The organism is Coprococcus sp. AF21-14LB (assembly GCF_003458885.1).
Taxonomy (GTDB): domain Bacteria; phylum Bacillota; class Clostridia; order Lachnospirales; family Lachnospiraceae; genus UBA9414.
Genome location: NZ_QRVX01000003.1, coordinates 23,648 through 46,314, shown reverse-complemented (window position 1 = coordinate 46,314; position 22,667 = coordinate 23,648). Strand labels below are relative to the sequence as shown.

At 41.1% G+C, this 22,667-nt stretch carries 17 protein-coding genes and 3 pseudogenes; 3 read left to right on the top strand and 17 right to left on the bottom strand.

Translation table 11 applies throughout. From position 1 onward, the window contains the following. Nucleotides 1–36: 36 nt before the first annotated feature. From DWX73_RS01365 to DWX73_RS01320, 10 genes and pseudogenes are all read right to left on the bottom strand, one after another. Nucleotides 37–1,026: a rod shape-determining protein gene (locus tag DWX73_RS01365; protein WP_118346347.1), complete on the bottom strand. Its 990-nt coding sequence runs from the start codon at nt 1,024–1,026 to the stop codon at nt 37–39. A gap of 115 nt (nt 1,027–1,141) precedes the next feature. Continuing rightward, complete coding sequence (gene uvrA / locus DWX73_RS01360) at nt 1,142–3,982, bottom strand: excinuclease ABC subunit UvrA (protein WP_118346346.1); 2,841 nt, start codon at nt 3,980–3,982, stop codon at nt 1,142–1,144. Nucleotides 3,983–3,987: 5 nt separating this feature from the next. Beyond that, nucleotides 3,988–5,967, bottom strand: a complete 1,980-nt coding sequence (uvrB, locus tag DWX73_RS01355) for an excinuclease ABC subunit UvrB (protein WP_118346345.1) — start codon at nt 5,965–5,967, stop codon at nt 3,988–3,990. A gap of 157 nt (nt 5,968–6,124) precedes the next feature. Continuing rightward, nucleotides 6,125–6,967, bottom strand: coding sequence for a nucleotidyl transferase AbiEii/AbiGii toxin family protein (locus DWX73_RS01350; protein ID WP_118346344.1), 843 nt, complete (start codon nt 6,965–6,967; stop codon nt 6,125–6,127). Next, the gene (locus tag DWX73_RS01345; protein WP_118346343.1) at nt 6,967–7,560 is read right to left on the bottom strand and encodes a type IV toxin-antitoxin system AbiEi family antitoxin domain-containing protein; all 594 of its coding nucleotides are present in this window, start codon (nt 7,558–7,560) and stop codon (nt 6,967–6,969) included. Before DWX73_RS01345 ends, DWX73_RS01350 begins: the two co-directional genes overlap by 1 nt. 364 nt (nt 7,561–7,924) lie before the next feature. Next, nucleotides 7,925–8,011, bottom strand: a pseudogene (locus tag DWX73_RS01335) (ParA family protein); the annotation flags it as partial. A 187-nt stretch (nt 8,012–8,198) separates the two neighbouring features. Continuing rightward, nucleotides 8,199–8,375 (bottom strand): hypothetical protein, encoded by a 177-nt coding sequence (locus DWX73_RS13485; protein WP_158556808.1) that lies wholly within the window; start codon nt 8,373–8,375, stop codon nt 8,199–8,201. 237 nt (nt 8,376–8,612) lie between these two features. Next, a pseudogene (rhuM, locus tag DWX73_RS01330) lies at nt 8,613–9,209 on the bottom strand (RhuM family protein); the annotation flags it as partial. 168 nt (nt 9,210–9,377) lie between these two features. Continuing rightward, a complete protein-coding gene (locus DWX73_RS01325) occupies nt 9,378–9,848 on the bottom strand; it encodes an LURP-one-related/scramblase family protein (RefSeq protein WP_118346341.1) in 471 nt (156 codons plus the stop codon). 39 nt (nt 9,849–9,887) lie between these two features. Beyond that, nucleotides 9,888–10,238, bottom strand: a complete 351-nt coding sequence (locus tag DWX73_RS01320) for a DUF2200 domain-containing protein (protein WP_118346340.1) — start codon at nt 10,236–10,238, stop codon at nt 9,888–9,890. Nucleotides 10,239–10,537: 299 nt separating this feature from the next. Between DWX73_RS01320 and DWX73_RS01315 the strand changes: the two genes are divergently transcribed. Both DWX73_RS01315 and DWX73_RS01310 read left to right on the top strand, forming a co-directional pair. After that, nucleotides 10,538–10,912 carry a BlaI/MecI/CopY family transcriptional regulator gene (locus tag DWX73_RS01315; RefSeq protein WP_118346339.1) on the top strand — a complete coding sequence of 125 codons (375 nt, stop codon included), beginning with the start codon at nt 10,538–10,540 and terminating at the stop codon, nt 10,910–10,912. Nucleotides 10,913–10,927: 15 nt separating this feature from the next. Beyond that, nucleotides 10,928–12,760: a BlaR1 family beta-lactam sensor/signal transducer gene (locus tag DWX73_RS01310; protein WP_158556807.1), complete on the top strand. Its 1,833-nt coding sequence runs from the start codon at nt 10,928–10,930 to the stop codon at nt 12,758–12,760. A 33-nt stretch (nt 12,761–12,793) separates the two neighbouring features. Here DWX73_RS01310 and DWX73_RS01305 read toward each other — a convergent pair whose 3' ends face one another. The 7 genes and pseudogenes from DWX73_RS01305 to DWX73_RS01280 form a co-directional block, all read right to left on the bottom strand. After that, nucleotides 12,794–13,975, bottom strand: a complete 1,182-nt coding sequence (locus tag DWX73_RS01305; RefSeq protein ID WP_118346337.1) for a DUF6070 family protein — start codon at nt 13,973–13,975, stop codon at nt 12,794–12,796. A 173-nt stretch (nt 13,976–14,148) separates the two neighbouring features. Beyond that, nucleotides 14,149–15,580, bottom strand: a pseudogene (glnA, locus tag DWX73_RS01300) (type I glutamate--ammonia ligase). A gap of 54 nt (nt 15,581–15,634) precedes the next feature. Further along, nucleotides 15,635–17,365, bottom strand: a complete 1,731-nt coding sequence (gene ade / locus DWX73_RS01295) for an adenine deaminase (protein ID WP_118346336.1) — start codon at nt 17,363–17,365, stop codon at nt 15,635–15,637. Between the two features lie 159 nt (nt 17,366–17,524). Beyond that, on the bottom strand, nt 17,525–17,692 hold the full coding sequence (locus tag DWX73_RS13615; protein ID WP_199413520.1) for a DUF6903 family protein: 168 nt from the start codon (nt 17,690–17,692) through the stop codon (nt 17,525–17,527). A 13-nt stretch (nt 17,693–17,705) separates the two neighbouring features. Continuing rightward, nucleotides 17,706–18,581, bottom strand: coding sequence for a carbohydrate ABC transporter permease (locus DWX73_RS01290; protein WP_118346335.1), 876 nt, complete (start codon nt 18,579–18,581; stop codon nt 17,706–17,708). A gap of 15 nt (nt 18,582–18,596) precedes the next feature. Continuing rightward, nucleotides 18,597–19,487, bottom strand: a complete 891-nt coding sequence (locus DWX73_RS01285; protein ID WP_118346381.1) for a carbohydrate ABC transporter permease — start codon at nt 19,485–19,487, stop codon at nt 18,597–18,599. Between the two features lie 88 nt (nt 19,488–19,575). After that, nucleotides 19,576–20,964, bottom strand: coding sequence for a carbohydrate ABC transporter substrate-binding protein (locus DWX73_RS01280; RefSeq protein WP_118346334.1), 1,389 nt, complete (start codon nt 20,962–20,964; stop codon nt 19,576–19,578). Between the two features lie 229 nt (nt 20,965–21,193). Between DWX73_RS01280 and DWX73_RS01275 the strand changes: the two genes are divergently transcribed. Continuing rightward, a complete protein-coding gene (locus DWX73_RS01275) occupies nt 21,194–22,645 on the top strand; it encodes an arylsulfatase (protein ID WP_118346333.1) in 1,452 nt (483 codons plus the stop codon). The last annotated feature ends 22 nt before the right edge of the window (nt 22,646–22,667 follow it).

Below are 22,667 nucleotides of genomic sequence, written 5' to 3'. Positions count from 1 at the left end.
CGTACAGCATAAAAGAGGGTATCCACCCTCTTTCACTTAAATGCCTTTTCGTCCTCCCATGAATTCCACAAACTGACCTGTTCCAACTGCAACCGCCTGCATTGGTTCTTCTGCAGTCATTGTATGGATTCCTGTCTTTTCTTCAATCAGTCCTTCTAGCCCGCGAAGCATCGCTCCGCCCCCGGTCAGCACAATTCCCCGATCAAGAATATCTGCCGACAATTCCGGCGGTGTTTGTTCCAGCACTCCGGTTACTGCCTCCACAATCTGAAGCGCGGCTTCACGAAGCGCTTCTTCTGTCTCGGAAGCAGTAACTTCTACCGTCTTCGGAAGCCCCGTGATCAGATTTCTTCCGCGGACTTCCATCACACTTTCTTCCGCAAATGGACAGACTGTACCAATCTTAATCTTCATTTCCTCTGCTGTTCGTTCACCGATCAGTAAATTATGCTGTTTCTTCATATAGCGTACGATGGCATCATCAAAATCATCTCCTGCAATCTTGAGCGAACGATTCACAACAGTTCCTCCGAGCGAAATGACGGCAATATCCGATGTTCCACCCCCAACATCTACAATCATATTACCGCAAGGTTTCGAAATATCAATTCCGGCGCCAATAGCGGCTGCCACCGGCTCCTCGATCAAATAGACTTCTCTCGCTCCTGCTGCATAGGTTGCCTCCTCTACAGCTTTCTTCTCCACTTCTGTTACTCCACTTGGTACACATACACTGATGCGGGGTTTCTTCAACGTTCGTTTGCCAAGCGACTTCTGCACAAAGTACTTAATCATCTTCTCTGTTACTGTATAATCTGAGATCACTCCCTTACGGAGCGGTCTTACCGCAATAATATTACCCGGTGTTCGTCCAAGCATCATCCGCGCTTCCTCACCAATGGCCTTGATCTCATTTGTATCTCTGTCAAATGCAACTACTGAAGGTTCCTTCAGCACTACACCTTTTCCTCTCACGTATACAAGAATACTCGCAGTCCCCAAATCGATTCCGATATCTACTGACATATCATTTCCCCTTTCGCAAATATCTTTCTTCCCGCGAATTCCAAGTAATTACGCATATTTCATTATAATCGACTTTGTTATAAATGCAAAGTCTTTTTCCTGCATTTGCCGGTATTTATGATTTTTTTAGAATTGCTTTGATATATCTTCCCGTATGTGACGCCGGATTTTCTGCCACTTCCTCCGGTGTTCCCTTTGCAATCACAGTGCCGCCTTTATCTCCGCCTTCCGGCCCCATATCAATGATATAATCTGCTGTCTTAATTACATCCAGATTATGTTCAATTACAATTACCGTATTGCCGTCTCCCGACAGTCTTCGAAGAATTTCTGTCAGCTTGTGTACATCTGCAAAATGTAATCCTGTCGTAGGTTCATCTAAAATATAAACGGTCTTTCCGGTACTGCGCCGGCTAAGCTCTGTTGCAAGCTTAATTCGTTGTGCTTCTCCTCCGGATAATGTGGTAGATGGCTGTCCAAGACGTATATAACCAAGTCCCACGTCATACAGTGTCTCGATCTTTCTTCGAATACTAGGCACAGGTTCAAAGAATGTCATAGCTTCCTCTACTGTCATATCCAGTACATCATAAATGCTTTTTCCTTTATACTTTACTTCCAGCGTCTCACGATTATAGCGTTTTCCACCACATACTTCACATGGTACATAAACATCCGGAAGGAAATGCATCTCAATTTTAAGAATTCCGTCACCACTGCATGCCTCGCAGCGGCCGCCTTTCACATTGAAACTAAATCTTCCTTTTTTATAACCTCTTGCCTTCGCATCCGGTGTCGCTGCAAATAAATCCCGGATCAGATCAAACACCCCTGTATACGTTGCCGGATTTGATCTCGGTGTACGACCGATCGGAGACTGATCAATCGCAATCACCTTATCTACCTGATCCAGTCCCTTCATATCTTTATGTTTTCCCGGAATCGTTCTCGCATGATTCAATTCTCTCGCAAGACGTTTATACAGAATTTCATTTACAAGTGAACTCTTTCCGGAACCGGAAACTCCAGTCACACAAGTCATTACCCCAAGCGGAAAGTCCACACTGATTCCTTTCAGGTTGTTTTCTGCTGCGCCTGTTACTTTCAAAAATCCAGTCGGTGCTTTGCGTTCTGCCGGAACCGGAATCTTAATTCTTCCGCTAAGATATGCTCCTGTAATTGAGTCTGAATTCGCCATCACTTCTTCTGCTGTTCCGGCAGCAACTACCTTTCCACCATGCTCACCTGCTCCCGGTCCGATATCCACAAGATAATCCGCCTCCCGCATCGTATCTTCATCATGTTCTACTACAATAAGAGTATTGCCAAGATCCCGTAAATGTTTCAATGTCTTTAATAATTTATCATTATCTCTCTGATGAAGCCCAATACTTGGCTCATCAAGAATGTATGCAACTCCTACAAGCCCCGATCCAATCTGTGTTGCCAACCGGATTCTCTGTGCTTCGCCTCCTGAGAGACTCCCCGTTGCCCTCGTTAGCGTAAGATAGTCTAGCCCCACATCCATTAAGAAACTAATTCTTGCCTTGATTTCTTTTAAAATTTGTCCTCCGATCAGTTTCTGTGTTTCAGTTAATTCCAGTGTTTCCAGAAATTCCTGTAATTTTTCAATCGAAAGTGATGTTACCTCATAAATATTTTTCCCGCCAACGGTAACAGCCAGTGCCGCCGGCTTCAATCTCTGTCCTTTGCAGGCATGACACGGAGTGATCCGCATGAATGTCTCATATTCTGCTTTCATTGTTTCGGAACCTGTTTCCCGATAACGGCGTTCTACATTTTTGATTAGGCCCTCAAACGCCACATCATAAACACCTTCTCCCCGCTGACCACGATAATAGACTTTGACTTCTTTTCCATTCGTTCCATAAATTAACACATCTTGAACTTCCTTCGGATACTGTTCAAACGGCGTTCCAAGATCAAATTCATATTCTTTTGCCAATGCATCCAAAATTGCCCTTGTAAAGCTTCCTTTATCCGCACAGGACTGCCAGCCCATTACCTGAATCGCTCCATCCAGAATAGACAAGGACTTATCCGGAATCATCAGATCTATGTCAAATTCCATCTTATATCCGAGTCCGAAACATTCCGGACAAGCGCCAAATGGATTATTGAAAGAAAAACTGCGTGGTTCAATCTCATCTACACTGATTCCACAGTCCGGGCATGAAAAACTTTGGCTGAAATTCATTTTTTCTCCATCCAGAACATCAATGACCAACAGTCCCTCTGCCAGTTCCAGTGCATTTTCCACAGAATCCGTCAGACGTTTTTCAATCCCTTCTTTTATGACAAGTCGATCTACTACAATTTCAATATTATGTTTAATATTCTTATCCAGACTGATCTCTTCTGACAGCTCATACAGATTCCCATCAACCATTACTCGGACATATCCGCTCTTTTTCGCCCGCTCAAACAGTTTCGCATGGGTTCCCTTTCTGCCGCGTACAACGGGTGCAAGCACCTGTATCTTCGTCCGTTCCGGAAGTTCCATGATCTGATCTACCATTTGATCTACCGTCTGTTTTTTAATCTCTTTTCCGCATTTTGGACAGTGAGGAATTCCAATGCGTGCATATAATAGTCGAAAATAATCATAAATCTCTGTGACAGTTCCCACTGTTGAACGAGGATTTCTGTTTGTTGATTTCTGGTCGATCGAAATCGCCGGCGACAATCCCTCAATGCTTTCCACATCCGGTTTCTCCATCTGTCCGAGAAACTGCCGCGCATAGGAAGACAGTGACTCCATATATCTTCGCTGTCCTTCTGCATAAATGGTGTCAAATGCCAACGAAGATTTTCCTGAACCTGATAGACCAGTCAATACCACAAGTTCATTTCTCGGAATGTCCAGATCAATATTTTTCAAATTATGTTCATTAGCACCTCTGATCTTAATATACTGTCTATTCTCTTTCGGCATATTTCTTATCCTTTCAACATCTGTTTTAACTCAATTAATTTATCTCTCAATTCAGCCGCCGCCTCAAAATTCAATTCAGCTGCCGCCTTCTTCATCTGCTTTTCAAGATCCTTAATCAGCTTCTCCAGCTCTTTCTCACTCATAGATTCCGGATCTTTTTCCATTTTCAGTTCTTCTGCTGCAACCTTCTTGGAAATGCTAATCAGATCACGCACAGATTTCTTAATCGTCTGTGGGGTAATTCCATGTTCTTCATTATACGCAATCTGAATTGCTCTTCTTCTCTCCGTCTCACTGATTGCCTTCTTCATCGAATCTGTCATATGATCTGCGTACATCACAACATGACCTTCCGCATTTCTCGCCGCACGGCCAATCGTCTGTACAAGTGAAGTTTCTGAACGCAGGAAGCCCTCTTTATCTGCATCCAGAATTGCAACAAGCGTAATTTCCGGAATGTCAAGACCTTCTCTCAAAAGATTAATTCCCACAAGCACGTCAAACACATCAAGACGCATATCTCTAATAATCTCACTTCGTTCCAACGTGTCAATATCGGAATGCAGATAGCGAACGCGGATTCCAAGTTCTCTCATATAATCTGTCAAATCTTCCGCCATTCGTTTCGTTAATGTCGTAATCAATACTTTATTCTTCTTAGCAATCTCCTGATTCACTTCACCGATCAAATCATCAATCTGTCCTTCCACCGGACGCACGTCAACCTTTGGATCCAGAAGTCCTGTTGGCCGGATTACCTGCTCTGCCCGCAGAAGTTCATGTTCTTCCTCATATTGTCCCGGTGTTGCTGATACAAATAAAATCTGATCAATCTTTTCCTCAAACTCCTCAAAATTCAAAGGACGGTTATCCTTTGCAGACGGAAGTCGGAAACCATAATCTACAAGCGTTGTCTTTCGCGACTGATCACCGTGGTACATACCTCCAATCTGAGGAATCGTTTTATGAGATTCGTCAATGATCATAAGAAAATCATCCGGAAAATAATCAATCAGCGTGTGTGGCGGCTGCCCCGGTGCAAGCCCGGTCAAATGTCTGGAATAGTTCTCAATTCCGGAACAAAATCCTGTTTCACGCATCATTTCAATATCGAAATTCGTTCTCTCAGAAATTCTTTGTGCCTCCAGAAGCTTATCCTCTCCCTTGAAATAGCGAATCCGCTCCTCCAGTTCTTCTTCAATTTCACTGATCGCACGATTCATACTTTCTTGAGACACAACATAATGAGATGCCGGAAAAATTGCCACATGATTCAGTGATGCTTTGATTTCTCCTGTCAGCACATCCACTTCTGTAATTCGATCCACTTCATCCCCGAAAAACTCAATTCGATACGCAACTCCCTCCGTCACTGCCGGAATGACTTCCAACACATCTCCATGAACCCGAAACGTTCCGCGCTTAAAATCAATGTCATTTCGGTCGTATTGAATCTCGATCAACTTCTTCACAACTTCATCCCGATCTTTGATCATGCCCGGTCGGAGAGAAATTACCATCTCCTGATAATCAATTGGAGAACCAAGTCCGTAAATGCATGAGACACTGGCCACAATAATTACATCCCGCCGCTCTGAAAGCGCTGCTGTTGCGGAATGCCGCAGTTTATCAATCTCATCATTAATGGAAGAATCCTTCGCAATATAAGTATCCGAAGATGGGACATAAGCCTCCGGTTGGTAGTAGTCATAGTAGGACACAAAGTATTCGACTGCATTATTCGGGAAGAATTCTTTGAATTCCCCATATAACTGGGCAGCTAACGTTTTGTTGTGTGCGATGATCAATGTTGGTTTATTCAATTGTTGAATGACATTCGCCATTGTAAATGTCTTGCCAGATCCTGTAACCCCTAGTAACGTCTGGCATTGGTTGCCTTCTTGAAAGCCCTGAACCAGCTGCTCGATGGCTTGCGGCTGGTCTCCGGTCGGGGCATATTCTGATATTAATTCAAAATGATCCATGAAATTCTCCTATACAATTTAAATTAGGGAAATACTATTTCCCCAATTTAACTTTATATTTTGATAACAACTTTATATATTATCTTTATTCTTTTTCTATTATAGCAAACTATAAAATAAAAGTATAGAACAAAATCGAATGTTTGTTCTTTTTTGTCTATTGTAATGCTTGCTCAAATAATTTTTCAATGCTATCCATTACCATTTCCCAACTGATATCTTCCGCATAGCTGAATTTCTTTTGATAACTTTTCCATAGTCCCTGCATAACTTCACTATCTGCTATTTCTTTTAAAATCCTATTTCCCTCGGTTATCAATTGTATAGAATTACGTTTTTTACTTGTTGCTAAAAATGCCGCCTTAAATTGCTCCATGTTCATCGCATGGGTATATTCATTCTGTAAAATATGCAGATCATAGTAATCCCTCAATCTTGTATTCGCTACACCTCTTGCTATTACTGTTTCCATTTTCTCTGCAAGCACAGTTTCCAAATTATAGGCTAAAATAGATATTGTACGTTCTTCAAACATCAACCTAAAATTATACAATACTTCTCTCGGTGTGATAATATCTCCGGTAGAAATATCTACTTTTAATGGTGTCCGCATTGTTTCTAATGTAGCCTCCAAATTTGCTCGTACTCCACTATATTCCGCCTCATCCATAATTTCACCAACACTTTTTATAGAAAATGTCATACCGTCATCAATAGGAATTGCAATAATTTCTTCTATCATTTCCTTTGCATTTTCTACGGATAACGGCATATTTTTTATGGTTGTGTCAATATCCATTGTAGAACGAGTATCCAATCCTACCATAGCAGATACTAACATTCCGCCTTTCAATATAAAATTGTTTCTATATTTTGAAAGAGAAATACGTTCTAAGAAACGCTCCATCACATAATTACGCATAATAATCTGTGCCTGTAAGCTATCTCCCTCTGTTAGATTTCTTACTAACGCTTTCAACTGCCTTGAAGTTTTAATCATTATAACAACACCTCTAAATATGGTCTTAAAATTTTTTCTACACGAAACTCTTTTGCATATCGCATAAGTTGTGGCAGATTTTTTTCTTTACTTCGCAGATATTCCCTTATTGCTGTCTGTAAATCCTGAATCTCTACATTACTGCGGCTTCGTAATAAATCACACACGGTACGTTCCGCATTGTATGCTTTCACGAGATTCCCCTCTGGTGATTCTAAACTTACTACCCCTAGCTCTAAAAGTTCTTTTTTTACACGATATACTTTTATCTTCTGCTCTTTCATACTTTTTGCATGATATCCTGCTTTTACAGTAACCGTAAATTGTAACGGTTCTCTCTCTGCCATTCCTAACAAATAAAGCGAAGTTTCATGCGAAAAAATAATCTGTGGATATCTCGATTGTAATAAATAAAAAGGATCTTCCCATGCATCCGGCGACAAGTAAATTCCTTTTGCCACACGTTCTAATTCCATTTTCTTTGCATATTCCATAAAATAAGTCTTTGAAATTCCTGCTTCAATCACATCAGTAGTTTTAAGAACTCCGTTCTTTTCACATAACATATTGTCTAACTTTTCTTTTTTATTCATTTTCATCACCTTACTTTTACACATTTATTATAATTTATTATTGTGTAAAAGTAAACTTTTTTTATTTATTAGAAGTAAACTGTCCTATTCCGATAACTTTCTCAGTTTAGTTGCCTGTGCATAGCTCGGCGTACAATCTTCCGATTTTATCGTTTCGTATAAATCTGACTGCTCCTCTTCTGACAGATACGATAACTCCAACAACTCCGGGATAAGATTTGTTAAACGAATAAAACGACGTATTGTCTCTCTGCTCTCTCCAACTTACCGCCCTAATTCTTCATTTATTCGTAACCCAAACTTATTTGACGCCACTGGTGTCAGATTCTTTTGTTTCGGTCTACTTGCTTGTTTATCCATGGCATAATCCCACTCCAAGATTTACCCTTGTCGTTGTTTTCCCTGTGCCTCCTTTCTGATTCGCAATCGCAATCACTTTACATCTTGACATAATGACTTCCTCCTTTCTTCTCAAATTTAATAGCCACTCCTTTGTTGGGAATGGCTATGTACGAAAATTTAGGTATAAAAATACCCAGTTGATTCTTGTAAAACCAACTGGTATGTACATTTTATTACAATTTGTTCATGTCAACTTCTAAACCTATACTTTTCATCTCTCTAGCAAGTTCTGTTTTCTATGCTCCGGCATCGTCCATAGCTATATATACCACTTCCGAAAATACCACAGCATATTGTACATCAAAATTTGCTTCTAAACCAAACTTTTCTATAAAACGTGCTACTTCAATTTTTGCCACCTTCAATGGATGGTCACTTAGCACCCTTTCATTTACAATATTTATTTCCGCCATCCATTGATCGTATTGGGGTCATGATACATATGAAAAAGGAAATCCACCATGAGCTGGATGATATTCCTCTGTTTTTATCTTTTCCCACTGCGCAATAAACTCTTTAATTTTTAATAATTGAGAATTTTCGTTTCCTATAATTTCGTTTTGATTTATTAGCAAAATCATTTTTAATTTTTCTGAAATGGCTTTTAATTCTGGTCTATAATCAAATTCTTAACCTAGCACCGTTGCTTTTCTTTGGTATATAATCTCTGCTGCGGTATGCTTATGTGCGGCCCAGTGCATTTTATTTTGAACCTGTTTAAAAAATATAATTGAACTTTCTGCTTTCGGATCATAATCGATACTTGTTGCATATATCTCCAACACTTTTCTCCAGAAAACTTTTTCTGAAGAACGAATATCCCGAATGCGAGATAACAATTCATCAAAATAATTTCCACCGCCAAGGTTTTTCAATCGCTCATCATCTAATGCAAATCCCTTTTTCATATATTCTTTTAAAATTCCTGTTGTCCAAATACGAAATTGAGTTCCGCGATGAGACTTTACTCTATATCCAACCAAAATTATTACATCCAAATTATAATAATCAACTTGATAAACTTTATCATCAGAAGCAGTATAGGCAAATTTTGCCCAAACTGATTCTTTCACCAGCTCACCTTCTTTGAATATGTTTCTTACATGTTTACCAATGACACTTTTATCTCTTTGGAAAAGTTCCGCCATTTGATCAATAGATAACCATACCGTATCATTTTCAAAGGTTGTTTCAATTTTAGTCAATCCATCTTCCGTTGTATACATAATAATATTAGAATCCGGCATTGTTATCCTCCCTTTTTCAAAACAAATTAGGGAATTCTCATTTCCCAATTTATTTTCCACATTTTTGAAAATAGCCTGAGTCTAGTTGCCAGTTGGGGCATATTCTGATACTAATTCAAAGACAGCTTCGATGTCCTTATTACACCAACCAAATCCCCTTAATCCCTTCTAATTTCTGGAACATTTTTCTGCATCCATTGCCAGCACAAACATTAATGCCTCTAATGCATTTTCAGAATCTCTTACGTCAATGACGTAGGTATCTGTCATGCGCAGCAATTCTTTGCTGATACTTGCGATCTGATAACCACTTTGATCAAGAATATTATATTCCCATTCCATAATTGTTCCATCAATATGCCATCCGTTGTAATCGATATTATAGCGTGGTGTCAAAAGTGAAAATTCTTTGCTTAAACAGCCGATATAACTGCCCTCTTTATAAATCTCAAACTTAGGAAGAAATGTAAGAACTTTTTCAACAACCGTTCCTACTTCATTTCCATGAACATCATAAATAATAAGTTTGTGTCCCCAGGATAACTGACCTTTTACTACATAAACAGTATTACCGGACTCATCATAAATATCATAGCTGTCAAACCACGAAAACAATCTTTGTTTGAATAACAGTTTCATAACTTCACCACTTTCTTTCCCTATCGAATCTTCCTTCGGTTATTTTCGAAGTATTTTATCCATTGTCTTCCCTTTAGCAAGTTCATCCACCAGCTTATCCAAATACCGAATCTCCTGCATCAAGGTATCCTGAATCTCCTCAACTTTTACGCCGCAGATGGAACCTTTAATCAATTTTCTGCTTGGATTCATCATGGGAGCATTTTCAAAAAAAGAACGGTAGGTAATGTCGCTTGTAAGCAATGTATCCAACTGTTCACATGAATAGCCGGTAAGCCACTGCGTTATCATATCTACCTCTTCTTTTTTACGCCCTTTTCTTTCAGCCTTAGCAATCAGCAAGGGATATACCTTAGAAAATTTCATATGAAATACTTTTTCATTTTCCATATTCCTGTCCTCACAAATATCAATTTTTTAAATTGTTATTCATTATCTGGTGTGCACGTATGTGTCCATGCAGTTGAATAGGTACATTTTGCCACCCTTCTTCTCTTCCGCTATTATATCAGAATCTAAAATAAAAGTACATAGCAAACTCGAATGTTTGTTCTGTGCCTTTGTTACAATTTTCTTATACTCTCTTCCTTCATTTTCTTTACTTAATTAATACCTAAAACCGCATTTGACTTCTTTCTTTTTCTCTTCTATAATGTATTTACTACATTTGTAAGATTTGGAGGGTTTCTATGAAAAACATACCACAAATTTCCGAGGCAGAGTTTGAAGTTATGAAAATCATCTGGAAATATGCACCGATCAATACAAACGAAGTTACGGAAAAATTAACTCACACAACTGACTGGAGTCCCAAGACCATTCAAACAATGCTGAAACGTCTTGTAGCCAAAAATGCTCTCACTTATTCAAAAGAAAGCCGGGTATTTGTTTACACACCTTTGATTAGCGAAGCAGAATATCTCCGCCAGAAACGCACTTCCTTTTTGGACCGATATTTTCACGGAAATATGACGTCTATGCTGTCTTCCTATTTAGAAGAGGAAACACTCTCCCAAAAAGAACTGGAGGAGCTTCGCAAACTTCTTTCTGACAAAGATCATTAGCAGGAGGGGATAATTTTGAATGATTCTTTTTGGTACTTTTTAGACCGTTTTGGCACACATTTTTTTCTCTGCAATCTTTTCATAGGACTTTTTGTCGGTCTTCTGGCTGGCTTTAAACGCTTGTTCCAAACGTATTTATCGTCTGGCGCCCGGTATCGTCTATGGTTCTTTTTCCTTGCACTGCTGCCGCTTCCTTTTCTGCCCCGGGAGTTGTTTGCTCTTTTGAAGAAGATTCCTTACGGCTCTTTTTCTCAGGCAGCACAGACTGGGCTTGCTTTTCGTGAAACGTCACAGAATTCCGGAACATTCGTTTCTGCATTCAATGAATTAAATGATTTCGCAGTATCTGTCAGAAGCTCTGTTCCTTCTCTGCTTCCGATTCTTTTTTCAATCCTCTGGGGAATCGGTGTGCTTGTAATGCTTCTAATTACAGTCCGCTCCGTTCTGCATTTACGCGCATTGAAACACTCTGCATTACCGATAGCAGATCCGGAATTAGTACATTTATACCTTCGCTGCTGTCAGGAAATACATTTTACGAAAAAAGTACCTCTGTATCGAACAGATTCGCTTACTTCTCCTGCCGCAGCAGGTGTCTGGAATCCTTGCATCTATCTTCCGGATACCGTGATTGCTGACTCTGCGATTGAAGAACTGCGTTTCATACTATTGCATGAATTGCAGCATATCAAACAGAAGGATGGAATTATCATTTGTCTGACCTCTTTGGCGAGTATCTTTTACTGGTGCAATCCGGCAGTTCATTATGCTCTGAGAGAGATTCGTTTCTGCCGGGAACTTGCCTGTGATACAGCTGTCCTTCACTGCCTTAAGTCATCGGAATACCGGACATATGGAATCACGCTGCTGAATTTTGCAGAGAAATCTTCTCTGCGGCATACCGCTATGACTGCCGGAATCTACAGTGGAAAACACCAAATGAAACAGCGAATTTTAAATATTGCTGCTTTTCACCGTCAGACAAAATGTCAAAAATTTCAGTCCCTTCTTTGCTGTCTGACTGCCGCCTTTCTTTTCTTTGGTTTTCTTCCTGTATTTGCCTTTGCCGGCATGGAACAGGACACTTACAAACTTCCTGAAGAAATACAGAATATTTCCTTTTTGAATCTTTCAGATATATTCGATGACTATGACGGCAGCTTTGTCCTGTATGATACAAAAGATGATTCCTGGAAGATTTACCAACCGCAGTTGGCCAAAACACGCGTTGCGCCAAATTCTACTTACAAAATCTACGATGCTCTCCTCGGACTGGAAACGGGCATAATTACCTCTGAAAATTCTCTCCGCTCCTGGGATAAAACACCTTGTCCGTTCCCGGAATGGGAAACAGATCAGACACTCGCAACAGCTATGAAAAATTCTGTGAACTGGTATTTCCACTCCCTGGATTCTCAGATTGGTCGTGAACGCATCCAGTCCTTTCTTCAAAAAATCCATTATGGAAATCAGAAAATGAGTTCTGATCTCTCCCTCTATTGGACAGATGCTTCTTTGAAAATCTCACCGATCGAGCAAGTTTTGCTGCTAAAGTCTTTCCATAATAATGATTTCTCTTTTGCTCCTAAGCACATTGCTGCTGTACAGGATGCGATTCGCATTTCTTCCTCTCCTGACGCTGTGCTATACGGCAAAACAGGAACAGGGCGCATTGACGGGCAGGATGTAAACGGGTGGTTTATCGGATATGTGGAAATGCCGGACCGCACTTGTTATTTTGCTACAAATATCCAGGGAAATTCCAACACCACCGGTCAAAAAGCTTCTGAAATTACTGCCTCACTTCTTTCAAAATTTCACATTTACCCACAAGACGGACAGCAATAACCATGCTGTCCGCCCTGTACTTTTCATCTTTACTCAAAACGATTTCTTATAAATCTCTTTCCACTGCTCCTCTGTCAGCCGCGGCTGATACCAGACTGCTCCATCTTTCTCAATCTCAAGCACACGGTTTGATACATATTGAAATTCTCCATCTGTTCCAATTTTCATGATGAATTCACTTCTGCATGCCTGATCCGTTTTTCCCCTGATCCAGACCGCTTCTACTGTTAATTTATATGTTCCATTCCCCATTTCTTCACAGGCAGTTACCTCCGGATAAGGACCATAAGGCATCTGGCAGTCATATAATCCTCTCGGCCGGTAATGATAACATTCCGTCAAAGAATCATACTGTGTCTGTTGTTGAATCTGTTCCGGTTCTAATGAAAAATATTGCCTTAACACTTCTTCAAATTCTTTTTTCGGAACCATATATTCGGCGCCTTCTTCCGGCACATAGGGGAGATGTTCTCCCCTGATATGCGAATAGCATGTTTCATAAAGATCATAAAAATCTACTTGGGAATAATCTTGCGCATCCCAATCTGTAATCAGCAAATTATTCCTCTCATACCCAATTGGCATAACATATTTCTCATTCCATGCACGAAGTTCCTCATCTAAAGGACGAATCCGAAATGCAGTCTGTCCAGGCGCTCCATCATATCCGGAAGGATGATATTCTTCAATAAAAAGATATCCCTTCTCTGTGTAATCCCAGTATGACACAACAAATTCATGGAGCTCACTGACAACCGGTTCTCCTTCTTTCCAGGAAATTCCACACACTGCTGCATTCATTTTCTCTCCGTCTGTCCGAAGTTCATATCGAACAATCCTTCCCTGTTCCATAACAAGAAATAAAACGATCTCTGCTTCCTTTCCTTCCTCCGCCCTCTGACAATATGCTTCTGCCTGCTCAAAATTCACCATATTGATCCGTTGATTCTGATCTACTGCCGCATATCCTTTTTCACCAAGATAGTCCACGATTTTTTTCTGAAACATGATACTGTCCAATTTATCATCCTGTTCTGCGCTTTCATAAATTTCGCGATATCCTTCTGCCAGAAGCTTCAGATTTTTTTCCAATGTCTCGTCTTTTCTTTTTTCTTCTTTCTGTGCTGTGCTGCATCCAAAAAAACAAATACTGCACCCCAAAACGAATACCAGCACAGCCGCCTTAACCCCTAATGCAGTTCTCTTTTTTTTCATTTCATTTTCTCCCTGCCTTCTTATATATGTTTCTTAAATATTACAACTGTAATATTTAGTTGTCAAGAAGTTTTCTCTGACGGAAACATTTTACATTTTCTCTGACAGCAGAAATTTATTTCAAATTGAAAAACCAGACAGAAGTCTCTGTCTTCTGTCTGGCAAACTTATCTTTACAGATCATAATAACGTGCAAATTCAGCCGGATGCGGGATTCTGCTGATTTCATTTGCATCTGCCCGGATCGTTTTGATCCAGTTCTGAATCAGTTCTTCCGGAAATACGCCGCCTGCAGTCAAGTAGTCGTGATCTGCTTCCAGCGCATCTAAAGCTTCCTCAAGGGTTGCCGGCAAATGGCCGAGCGCCGCTCTTTCTTCTTCTGAAAGATCAAAGAGATTAAAATCAAACGGCCCCCAATTATGATCTGCCGGATCGATTTTATTTTTCACACCGTCTAATCCTGCCATAAGAATTGCTGCATACGCATAATAAGGATTGCAGGTCGCATCTGGATTTCTTAATTCAAACCGCTTCTTATCCGGAGATTTTACATATGCCGGAATTCTCACAACAGCGCTTCTGTTGGCCATGGCATATCCTATCGTAACCGGCGCTTCAAATCCCGGAATCAGTCGTTTGTAAGAGTTCGTTGTCGGATTTGTAATCGCACAAAGACTTCGCACATGAGTCAGCAGACCTCCAATAAAATACATCGCCGTTTCACTGAGCTGTCCATAGCGATCCGGATCATAAAAACCGGTTTTCCGTCTTTCTTCAGCAGCATATGCACATGCATTCCATTTCCTGCTTCCCCGTAAACAGGTTTTGGAAGAAAGGTAGCTGTCATGCCATTTACGGCTGCCGTATTACGGATCACATATTTTGCGGCCATCGTTGCGTCTGCTAGACTTGTCATTTCTCCCAGTTCCGTCTCAATTTCCAACTGGCCGGAGCCTCCCACTTCGTGATGATGATATTTTACACGGACACCCCATTTTTCCATTTCCATACACATCTCATTCCGAAGATCGAACGTAACATCGGATGGCTGATCTGCATGATATCCTCCATGTGGCGGTGTATGAAATCCATTATTTTCTTCTGCCGGCATATTTGCGGTCCACACAGACTCCTTATCATAAATCCGAAGCGCAATTTCATTTGGCTTTTCGCTGACGCTTACTCCGTCAAATACATGAAATTCATATTCCGGCCCAATAATCATCTCATCTGCAATTTCGGTTTCTTTCATATATTCTACAGCTCTTTTTGCCACATTTCTCGGATACTGGGCAAAAGGCCTGTTCATCGGCTGATCGATTACCTTTACATCTCCAATCATAGTCAGTGTCGGAACTTTTACAAAAGGATCTACGACCGCCGTAGAAATATCCGGAATAAATACCATATCGCTGTTCTCTACCATAGCATATCCGTAATTTGAACCGTCAAATCCGATTCCGTGCTCCAGAATTTCTTCCTGGAAACGCTCTGCCGGAATTGACAGATGTTTCCAGCGTCCCCGAGATCAATCATCTTAAAATCTACAAAACGAATCCCTTTTTCCTGTATAAAATCCTGTACCTGCTGAATATTCTGAAACATACTTAATACCTCCTGATCTTTTCGCTTTTTCAGCCCCCGCTCTCTTCCCAATCCTTAAGCTTCCACTGGAATAAATGAAAATGAAGTCACATCAAATAATCCCATATCTGTCAGTTTCAGTTCCGGAATGACTGCCAGCGACATGAAACAAAGTGTCATTACCGGCTCTACATCACCGCAGATTCCAAGTTCTGAATAAGCTTTCTCATGGATTGCTGTCAATTTCTCATCTACCCATTCACCGCTTTGGTCGCTCATCAACCCTGCAATCGGCAGCGGCATCCGTTCAATCACTTCTCCTTCTTTTACAAGGACAATCCCACCTTCCTGACGCACCAGTTCTTCTACGGCAAAAGTCATCTCTTCATCACTGACTCCTACAACGATAATATTGTGAGAATCGTGTGCAATAGACAATGCCACAGCTCCTTCTTTGATTCCATAACCTTTCAGAAAACCGCATGCCACATTTCCTGTTCCCTGATGTCGCTCAACAACTGCCACTTTCACAATATCTTTCTCTGCTTCCCGCACAAATTCTCCCTTTTCATCCAGTTTAATCTGCGCTGTCTCTTTCTTTGTCACAACACCGCCCGGAAGAATTTCTATCACATGGACAAAATCAGATTTCAGATGCATTTTCAGCTTCTCTTTTGAAAAATCCTTTACAACTACGCTGCCTTTCACGGAAGAAATCTCATGCGGACAGATCTTCGGAAGATATGTTCCTTCTTCTGCCACAGCCCTTCCTTCAATCCAAACGCGATTCACATGAAAATCTTTCAGATCATCAAACAGTACAATGTCCGCGCGGTATCCCGGCGCTAACGCTCCTCTGTCCTTCAGTCCAAAACACTCTGCCGCATTTAATGTCGCCATACGGACTGCTGTCATAGCATCTAATCCTTCTTCAATACAGATTCTCAAATGATTATCCAAATGTCCCTCATGCAGAATCGTCTTTGGCTGACGGTCATCAGAACAAAGCAGGCATCTTCTGCTGTTTTGTTCCGTCACTCCCGCCAAAAGCGTTCGCAGATTATGACAGGCAGAACCTTGCCGCATCAGAATATACATTCCATTCTCTAACCGCGCTTTCATCTCTTCTACAGTAGAACATTCATGATCAGCCAGAATTCCTGCAGCAGCATATGCATTTAACTCTTTTCCTGCAATCCCAGGTCCATGTCCATCAATGAATTTCCCTGCGTTCTTTGCTGCCATTAACTTATCAAGCACGCCGTCCTCTGCCTGTATCACACCCGGAAAATTCATAAATTCCCCAAGTCCGAGGATTTCTTCTATCTGAAGCGGCTCTTCCATCTCCGGTGCATTAATCACAGCTCCTGCATGCTCAAATGGTGTTGCAGGCACACAGGAAGGAAGCACATATTTGATATCAAGCGCTGTTCCTTTTGCTGCCTCCAGCATATACTCCAATCCCCGCAGCCCGCATACATTTACAATTTCATGTGGATCTGCAATAATCGTTGTAGCGCCATGCGGCACAAGCAGCCTTCCGATTTCCTCTGGACTTACATACGAAGATTCGATGTGAATATGACTGTCAATCAATCCCGGAGCGGCATACCTTCCTTTGGCATCCACAGTTTCTTTCCCCTCATATGTTCCGATTCCTGCGATCATTCCGTCACTCACTGCAATATCTCCCGAAGTAATCTCTCCGGAAAAAACATTCATTACCTTACAGTTCTTGATCACAAGATCGGCCGGTATACGCCCCGCCGCCACATCGATCAGCTTCTTCAGTGTCTCTTTTTTCATCCTGCTCATCATCCTCCTGTCCCGCCCGTTTTGTTTCGGACATCTCTGCTTTAAGCATAGCTGAAATGACAGGAAAAAGCAATCAAAAAAGCGCTGTCCGAAAAAGCTATAAAAAGCTTCTTCAGACAGCGTCTTCTTTTATAATTTTAAGTTTCTTCTTTATTTATACTGATGATTATAAATGAATAGAAGTGTCAGGAGCCCTGTCAGTCCCACCAACTCCATTGCAAGGCCTGTGAAGCTGATATTTCTCTGACCGATAATAATAAGTGCAAGGCAAACAATAAATACAATCACCATGATAATTTTTCTTACTGGACGATCCATTACTATTTCCCTCCTAACCTTTCAATCCGCCAAGTGTCATACCTTCTGTCAGCTGTTTCTGCACTAAAATATAAAGAATCAGCGTTGGAAGCATAACTGTTACAAGACCGGCGTACATAATACCATAGTTTGTTGCTGCTTTTTCTACTGCCATCAGGTTTTTCAATCCCATTGCCAGTGTATCATTTCCGTCCATTAATGTATATGCAATAATATACTCATTCCAGAAGGACAGGAAGTTAAACAAAATAACTGTAATGATACTTGGTTTTGCCATCGGGATCATAATCTTTGTCATCGTTTTAAAATGACCGCATCCATCAATGTAAGCTGCTTCTTCAAATCCCTTTGGAAGTGTTTTAAAATATCCGCTCAGAAGATATACTGTAAACGGAAGCGCACTGGAAGCATATACGACTGCCAGAATAAATCTGTTATTCAGGAAAAATTCCACACCAAGCGCTCTGTTTGCAGAACTTAACATCAGGAAGATCGGAATAACAATATAACTGATATTAACGAAAAGTCCTGCCATAAATAACGCATTTAAGAATTTTCTGCTCTTGAATTCAAACCGTGACAACACATACGATGCCGGAAGTGCCAGAGCCAGAAGGATGATCAGCGCCATTGCTGTTACAAGTACAGAGTTCATGAAGAATTCTCCCATTCTTCCATCGATGAACGCTGTCACAAAGTTCTGATAGCGGAATGTCTTCGGCAATGCCCACGGACTGATATCTCCGCCGAGGAACTCTGAGTTCATTTTTAAACTTGCCATGAAAACCCATGCAACCGGTACAATAATTGAAATCGCAAGTATCAGAAGAGCTGCATAGATAATGATCTGAGATATAATTTGACCTGGTTTTTTATTCTTTTTCTCCATTTCCGCTCTCCTTTCCTAGAATTCATATACTTCCCGGTCTGTGATCTTGTTCACAATTCCTGCAAGGATAAATGAGAACAAGAATACAACAACACCGATAGCCATACCATAACCGTAAGCACCGTTACCGTAAGCCTGTTTATACATATAGTTTAATGCAACTTCTGTCTTTCCGTTCGGTCCTCCGTTGGACATAATCTGAACAAAGAGGAAACTCAGGTTAATCGTACTGATAATGTAGAATGTCAGTGTTGTACGGATATTGCTCCAGATTAACGGGAATGTGATCTGGAAGAACATCTGAATTTCTGTAGCCCCATCAAGAGATGCTGCTTCGTAATAATCCGGCGGGATTGCTGCCATACTTGCCATATACATTACCATATAGTAACCGATAGCCTGCCATACCAACGCAAAAATAACAGAATAAATAACGATATTCGGTTCCGCCATCCACTGTCTCGCCAATCCATCCAAATGGATCGCTCTCAGGAATGTGTTCAACAGACCTGTACTCGGATTGTAGATCGCACCGAAAATACCTGCAATAACTACGATTGATAAAATATTCGGGATATAGAAAATAATACGGAAAAAGTTCTTTCCCTTAAATGTTCCTCTGCTTAACAGTGCTGCAAATAATACCGCCAGCACAATCGTGCACAGCATTACGATAACAATAATCAGAATCGTATTCTGCATTGCCTGAAGAAAATTCTTATCCTGCATTAAATTCTTAAAGTTCTCCAGACCGATAAATGTCTGTTTATTCGTAATTCCTCCCATACGGTAAAATGACATCCGAAATACATTCAGTGTCGGAATTACAAGAAAGAGAACAATCAGAACAACTGCCGGTGCCAGACATGCAAATACAAATCTTTTTTCTGAACGTTTTCTGTTCATAATTTCATCCTTTCCTTCTTTCCTCATAAAAAACGGTGAGCCCGCTTGCCCACCGTTTCAACAAACTATCGCTTACCCGGGTTCTTAATTATAAGTTCTCGGCTAATCTTGCCCATGCGTCTACTAACTGTTTCTGGTACTCTTCTACTGTCATAGCGCCTGTATTTAAGTCATCGATCGCACCATAAACTGTAGCCTTCATGTCAAATCCGTCGATTGCTGTCTCAAGTGTTGCCCAGTTTCCAGAAACAACTTCGTATCCTTCAGAAGATGCAAGTGTATATGTATCTTTGATCGGTCCTTCCGGTAACTGATCAGATGCACCTACTACCGGTGGAACGATCGGAGCCGGAGATTTTTCTCCTGTCTCTTTATTCTCTGTCTCATTTGCAAGCATCAGATCAACAACTGTATCAGAATACATAAATTTGATGAAGTCTTTTGCTACATCCAGGTTCTCAGCGTCAGCCGGTACCCACATCTGCTCTGTGAATGTATAAACATAGCGATCCTGATCTGCTGAGAATTTAGGCGGTGCCATCATTCCCCACTCAAAATCTTCCTTCGGAGTAGAGTTTACCATCTCACCGATTACCCAGTTACCATTTGGCATGAATAATGCTTTTCCGTCGATTACATTCTGCTGATTGATCTTGAATCCGTCTTTTGACTGAGCATTTGCTACTGTATCAGCCTGTGTATACTCTGGGGATACAAGTTTTGCAATTGTGTCGATGATCATCTTTCCTTCTTTGGATGTCCATGTATCTTTGTCATAATTAAGAGCTTTGTTCATGAATTCCGGTCCGCCTGCCTGTGCAAACATCTGGAACATCGGACAGTCAAAGTATCCTGCAATCGGATATGTAAATAGAGCTGCTCCGTTTGCCTTTGCCTGCTCATTCAGTGCAAAGAAATCATCCCAAGTCTCCGGAAGATCATATTTCTTAGTTTCACCTTCGAATAAAGTTTTGTTATACCAGAATCCTGTTGGTGTGTAAACGATTGGTGCAAGATATACTTTACCATCGCCATATGGCTGTGCTGCTGCATTCTCTGTGATTCCGCTTACTAATTTGGATTTCAGCTCATCGTCAAATACATCTGAAATATCAGCGATTGCTTTTTCTTTCAGCATATTTTCTGTAAAACCGCTTGCCTGTCCAAGATTGTAGTAAACAACATCCGGAATATCACCATTCTGGAAATCTTTCTGTAAATCTTTATCAAGTTCAGAAGATGTATGTAATTCTACATCTACATCCGGATTTTCTTTTTCGAATGCTTCAGCAATCTTCTCCCAGATTTCTGTTCCGTTACCGCCTGCAAAAGCTTCGAACTTTAAGACTGTTTTTCCGTCTTCTGTCTTGCCTTCTGCTTTCTTGTCACTTCCGGAATCTTTGCTGCCGCATCCTGTCATCATGGAAGCGATCATCGCGCCGGCAAGTAAAACAGCTGTTACTTTTTTCATTTTCATAACTAATTCCTCCTTTTAGTCATTTCGTTCATTTTCTGTAATTTACTCTACACTATTCCCGTCAATTTTTCTATAGCAATATTGTTGTTATTGTTATATATATTGCTTTTAAGTAGTTTTTTTATAAAGTTTTAAAAAATCGAACTTGCTTTTTTATTGTCTCTGTGTCTATTATTAAAAAAACAATGGTATCATCCAAAACAGATTTATCATTTGAAAGGAGTTTGAAATGAATCAGCCTAATATCTTACTTTTAATGTGCGATCAGTTCCGGGGCGACTGCCTTTCTTTTGCCGGTCACCCGGATGTAAAAACACCATATTTAGATACGCTCGCCGCCGAAGGCGCTTTCTTTGGACATGCCTACTCTTCCTGTCCAAGCTGTATTCCTGCAAGAGCGGCTCTCTTTACCGGGAAAAGTCAGGAAAATCACGGCCGGGTTGGTTATGAAGATGGAATTGAATGGAATTATGACCATATGCTGGCGCAGGAATTGAGTGACGGCGGATACCAGACAGGATGCATCGGCAAAATGCATGTTCACCCAGTCCGTAAGCACTGCGGTTTCCAGAGCCTCAGACTTCACGACGGTTATCTCGGTCACTACCGCAGCGCCTCAATCCCTCATTGCCAGCATCAGACAGTTACTGATGATTACCTCTATGATCTCAAAAAAGTCATGGGACCGCAGGCAGATGTCACCGCTTCCGGACCGGAATGTAATTCATGGGTTACTCATCCGTGGATCTATGACGAACACCTGCACCCAACCAACTGGGTTACAGAGGAAAGCATCCGTTTCCTCGAAACGAGAGATCGGACACGTCCCTTCTTTCTGATGAGTTCCTACGTTCGCCCGCATCAGCCATTCGATGCTCCCGCCTCTTATTTTGATCTGTACAAAGATAAGCAATTGCGTGAGCCTGCCATCGGTGACTGGGAAGACAGCTCCAATACCGAGCGCTTTGGCTTTATAAAGGATTCTATTTACGGATGCCGGGACGCCGCTTTGCGTCACAATGCTCTGGCAGGTTATTATGCATGTATTACTCATGTGGATCATCAGATTGGACGATTGTTAACGGCGCTAATGGAGAGCGGAGAATATGAAAATACCGTGATCATTTTCCTTTCTGATCACGGTGAACTTCTTTTTGATCATCATTTGTATCGGAAAGTTTTTCCGTATGAAGGAAGCACTCATATTCCTCTTCTCATACGCACCGGAAAAAATGTCTGTCCAACTGCGCCGATTCGAAGTAATACCCTTGCGGAGTTAAGAGACATCCTTCCAACGATCCTTGATTTTGCCCATCTTCCGATTCCGGAAGGGGTAGACGGGTTCTCTCTTGTTCCTGAGATTACCGGCACCGGTCATAATAACCGTCCATATCTGCACGGAGAACACAGTTTCCATTCCTGCCTCTCCAATCAGTTCATTGTAACGGAAACAGATAAATATATCTGGTACAGTGAGACCGGAAAGGAAGAGTATTTCCACCTTGCTCTGGACCCGCGTGAACAACATAATGCTATTAACGATCCACAATATCAGGAACGGATCGACTGGCTTCGGAATGCATTGATCCGGGAACTGGACGGTCGGGAAGAAGGCTACAGTGACGGAGCTTCTCTCCGCCGCGGATACAAACCTGTCACAACGCTCTCCCACATTTTCTAGTATCAAGTCTTTTTCGAAACAG

Excerpts from the sequence above, each read along its gene's own strand:
- DWX73_RS01315 (WP_118346339.1), top strand. The coding sequence starts at position 10,538 with ATGAAAAACATACCACAAATTTCCGAGGCAGAGTTTGAAGTTATGAAA.
- uvrA (WP_118346346.1), bottom strand. The coding sequence starts at position 3,982 with ATGCCGAAAGAGAATAGACAGTATATTAAGATCAGAGGTGCTAATGAA.
- ade (WP_118346336.1), bottom strand. The coding sequence starts at position 17,365 with ATGAAAAAAGAGACACTGAAGAAGCTGATCGATGTGGCGGCGGGGCGT.
- uvrB (WP_118346345.1), bottom strand. The coding sequence starts at position 5,967 with ATGGATCATTTTGAATTAATATCAGAATATGCCCCGACCGGAGACCAG.
- DWX73_RS01290 (WP_118346335.1), bottom strand. The coding sequence starts at position 18,581 with ATGGAGAAAAAGAATAAAAAACCAGGTCAAATTATATCTCAGATCATT.
- DWX73_RS13615 (WP_199413520.1), bottom strand. The coding sequence starts at position 17,692 with ATGGATCGTCCAGTAAGAAAAATTATCATGGTGATTGTATTTATTGTT.
- DWX73_RS01365 (WP_118346347.1), bottom strand. The coding sequence starts at position 1,026 with ATGTCAGTAGATATCGGAATCGATTTGGGGACTGCGAGTATTCTTGTA.
- DWX73_RS01275 (WP_118346333.1), top strand. The coding sequence starts at position 21,194 with ATGAATCAGCCTAATATCTTACTTTTAATGTGCGATCAGTTCCGGGGC.
- DWX73_RS01320 (WP_118346340.1), bottom strand. The coding sequence starts at position 10,238 with ATGGAAAATGAAAAAGTATTTCATATGAAATTTTCTAAGGTATATCCC.
- DWX73_RS13485 (WP_158556808.1), bottom strand. The coding sequence starts at position 8,375 with ATGGCGGAAATAAATATTGTAAATGAAAGGGTGCTAAGTGACCATCCA.
- DWX73_RS01325 (WP_118346341.1), bottom strand. The coding sequence starts at position 9,848 with ATGAAACTGTTATTCAAACAAAGATTGTTTTCGTGGTTTGACAGCTAT.
- DWX73_RS01280 (WP_118346334.1), bottom strand. The coding sequence starts at position 20,964 with ATGAAAATGAAAAAAGTAACAGCTGTTTTACTTGCCGGCGCGATGATC.
- DWX73_RS01345 (WP_118346343.1), bottom strand. The coding sequence starts at position 7,560 with ATGAATAAAAAAGAAAAGTTAGACAATATGTTATGTGAAAAGAACGGA.
- DWX73_RS01305 (WP_118346337.1), bottom strand. The coding sequence starts at position 13,975 with ATGAAAAAAAAGAGAACTGCATTAGGGGTTAAGGCGGCTGTGCTGGTA.
- DWX73_RS01285 (WP_118346381.1), bottom strand. The coding sequence starts at position 19,487 with ATGAACAGAAAACGTTCAGAAAAAAGATTTGTATTTGCATGTCTGGCA.
- DWX73_RS01350 (WP_118346344.1), bottom strand. The coding sequence starts at position 6,967 with ATGATTAAAACTTCAAGGCAGTTGAAAGCGTTAGTAAGAAATCTAACA.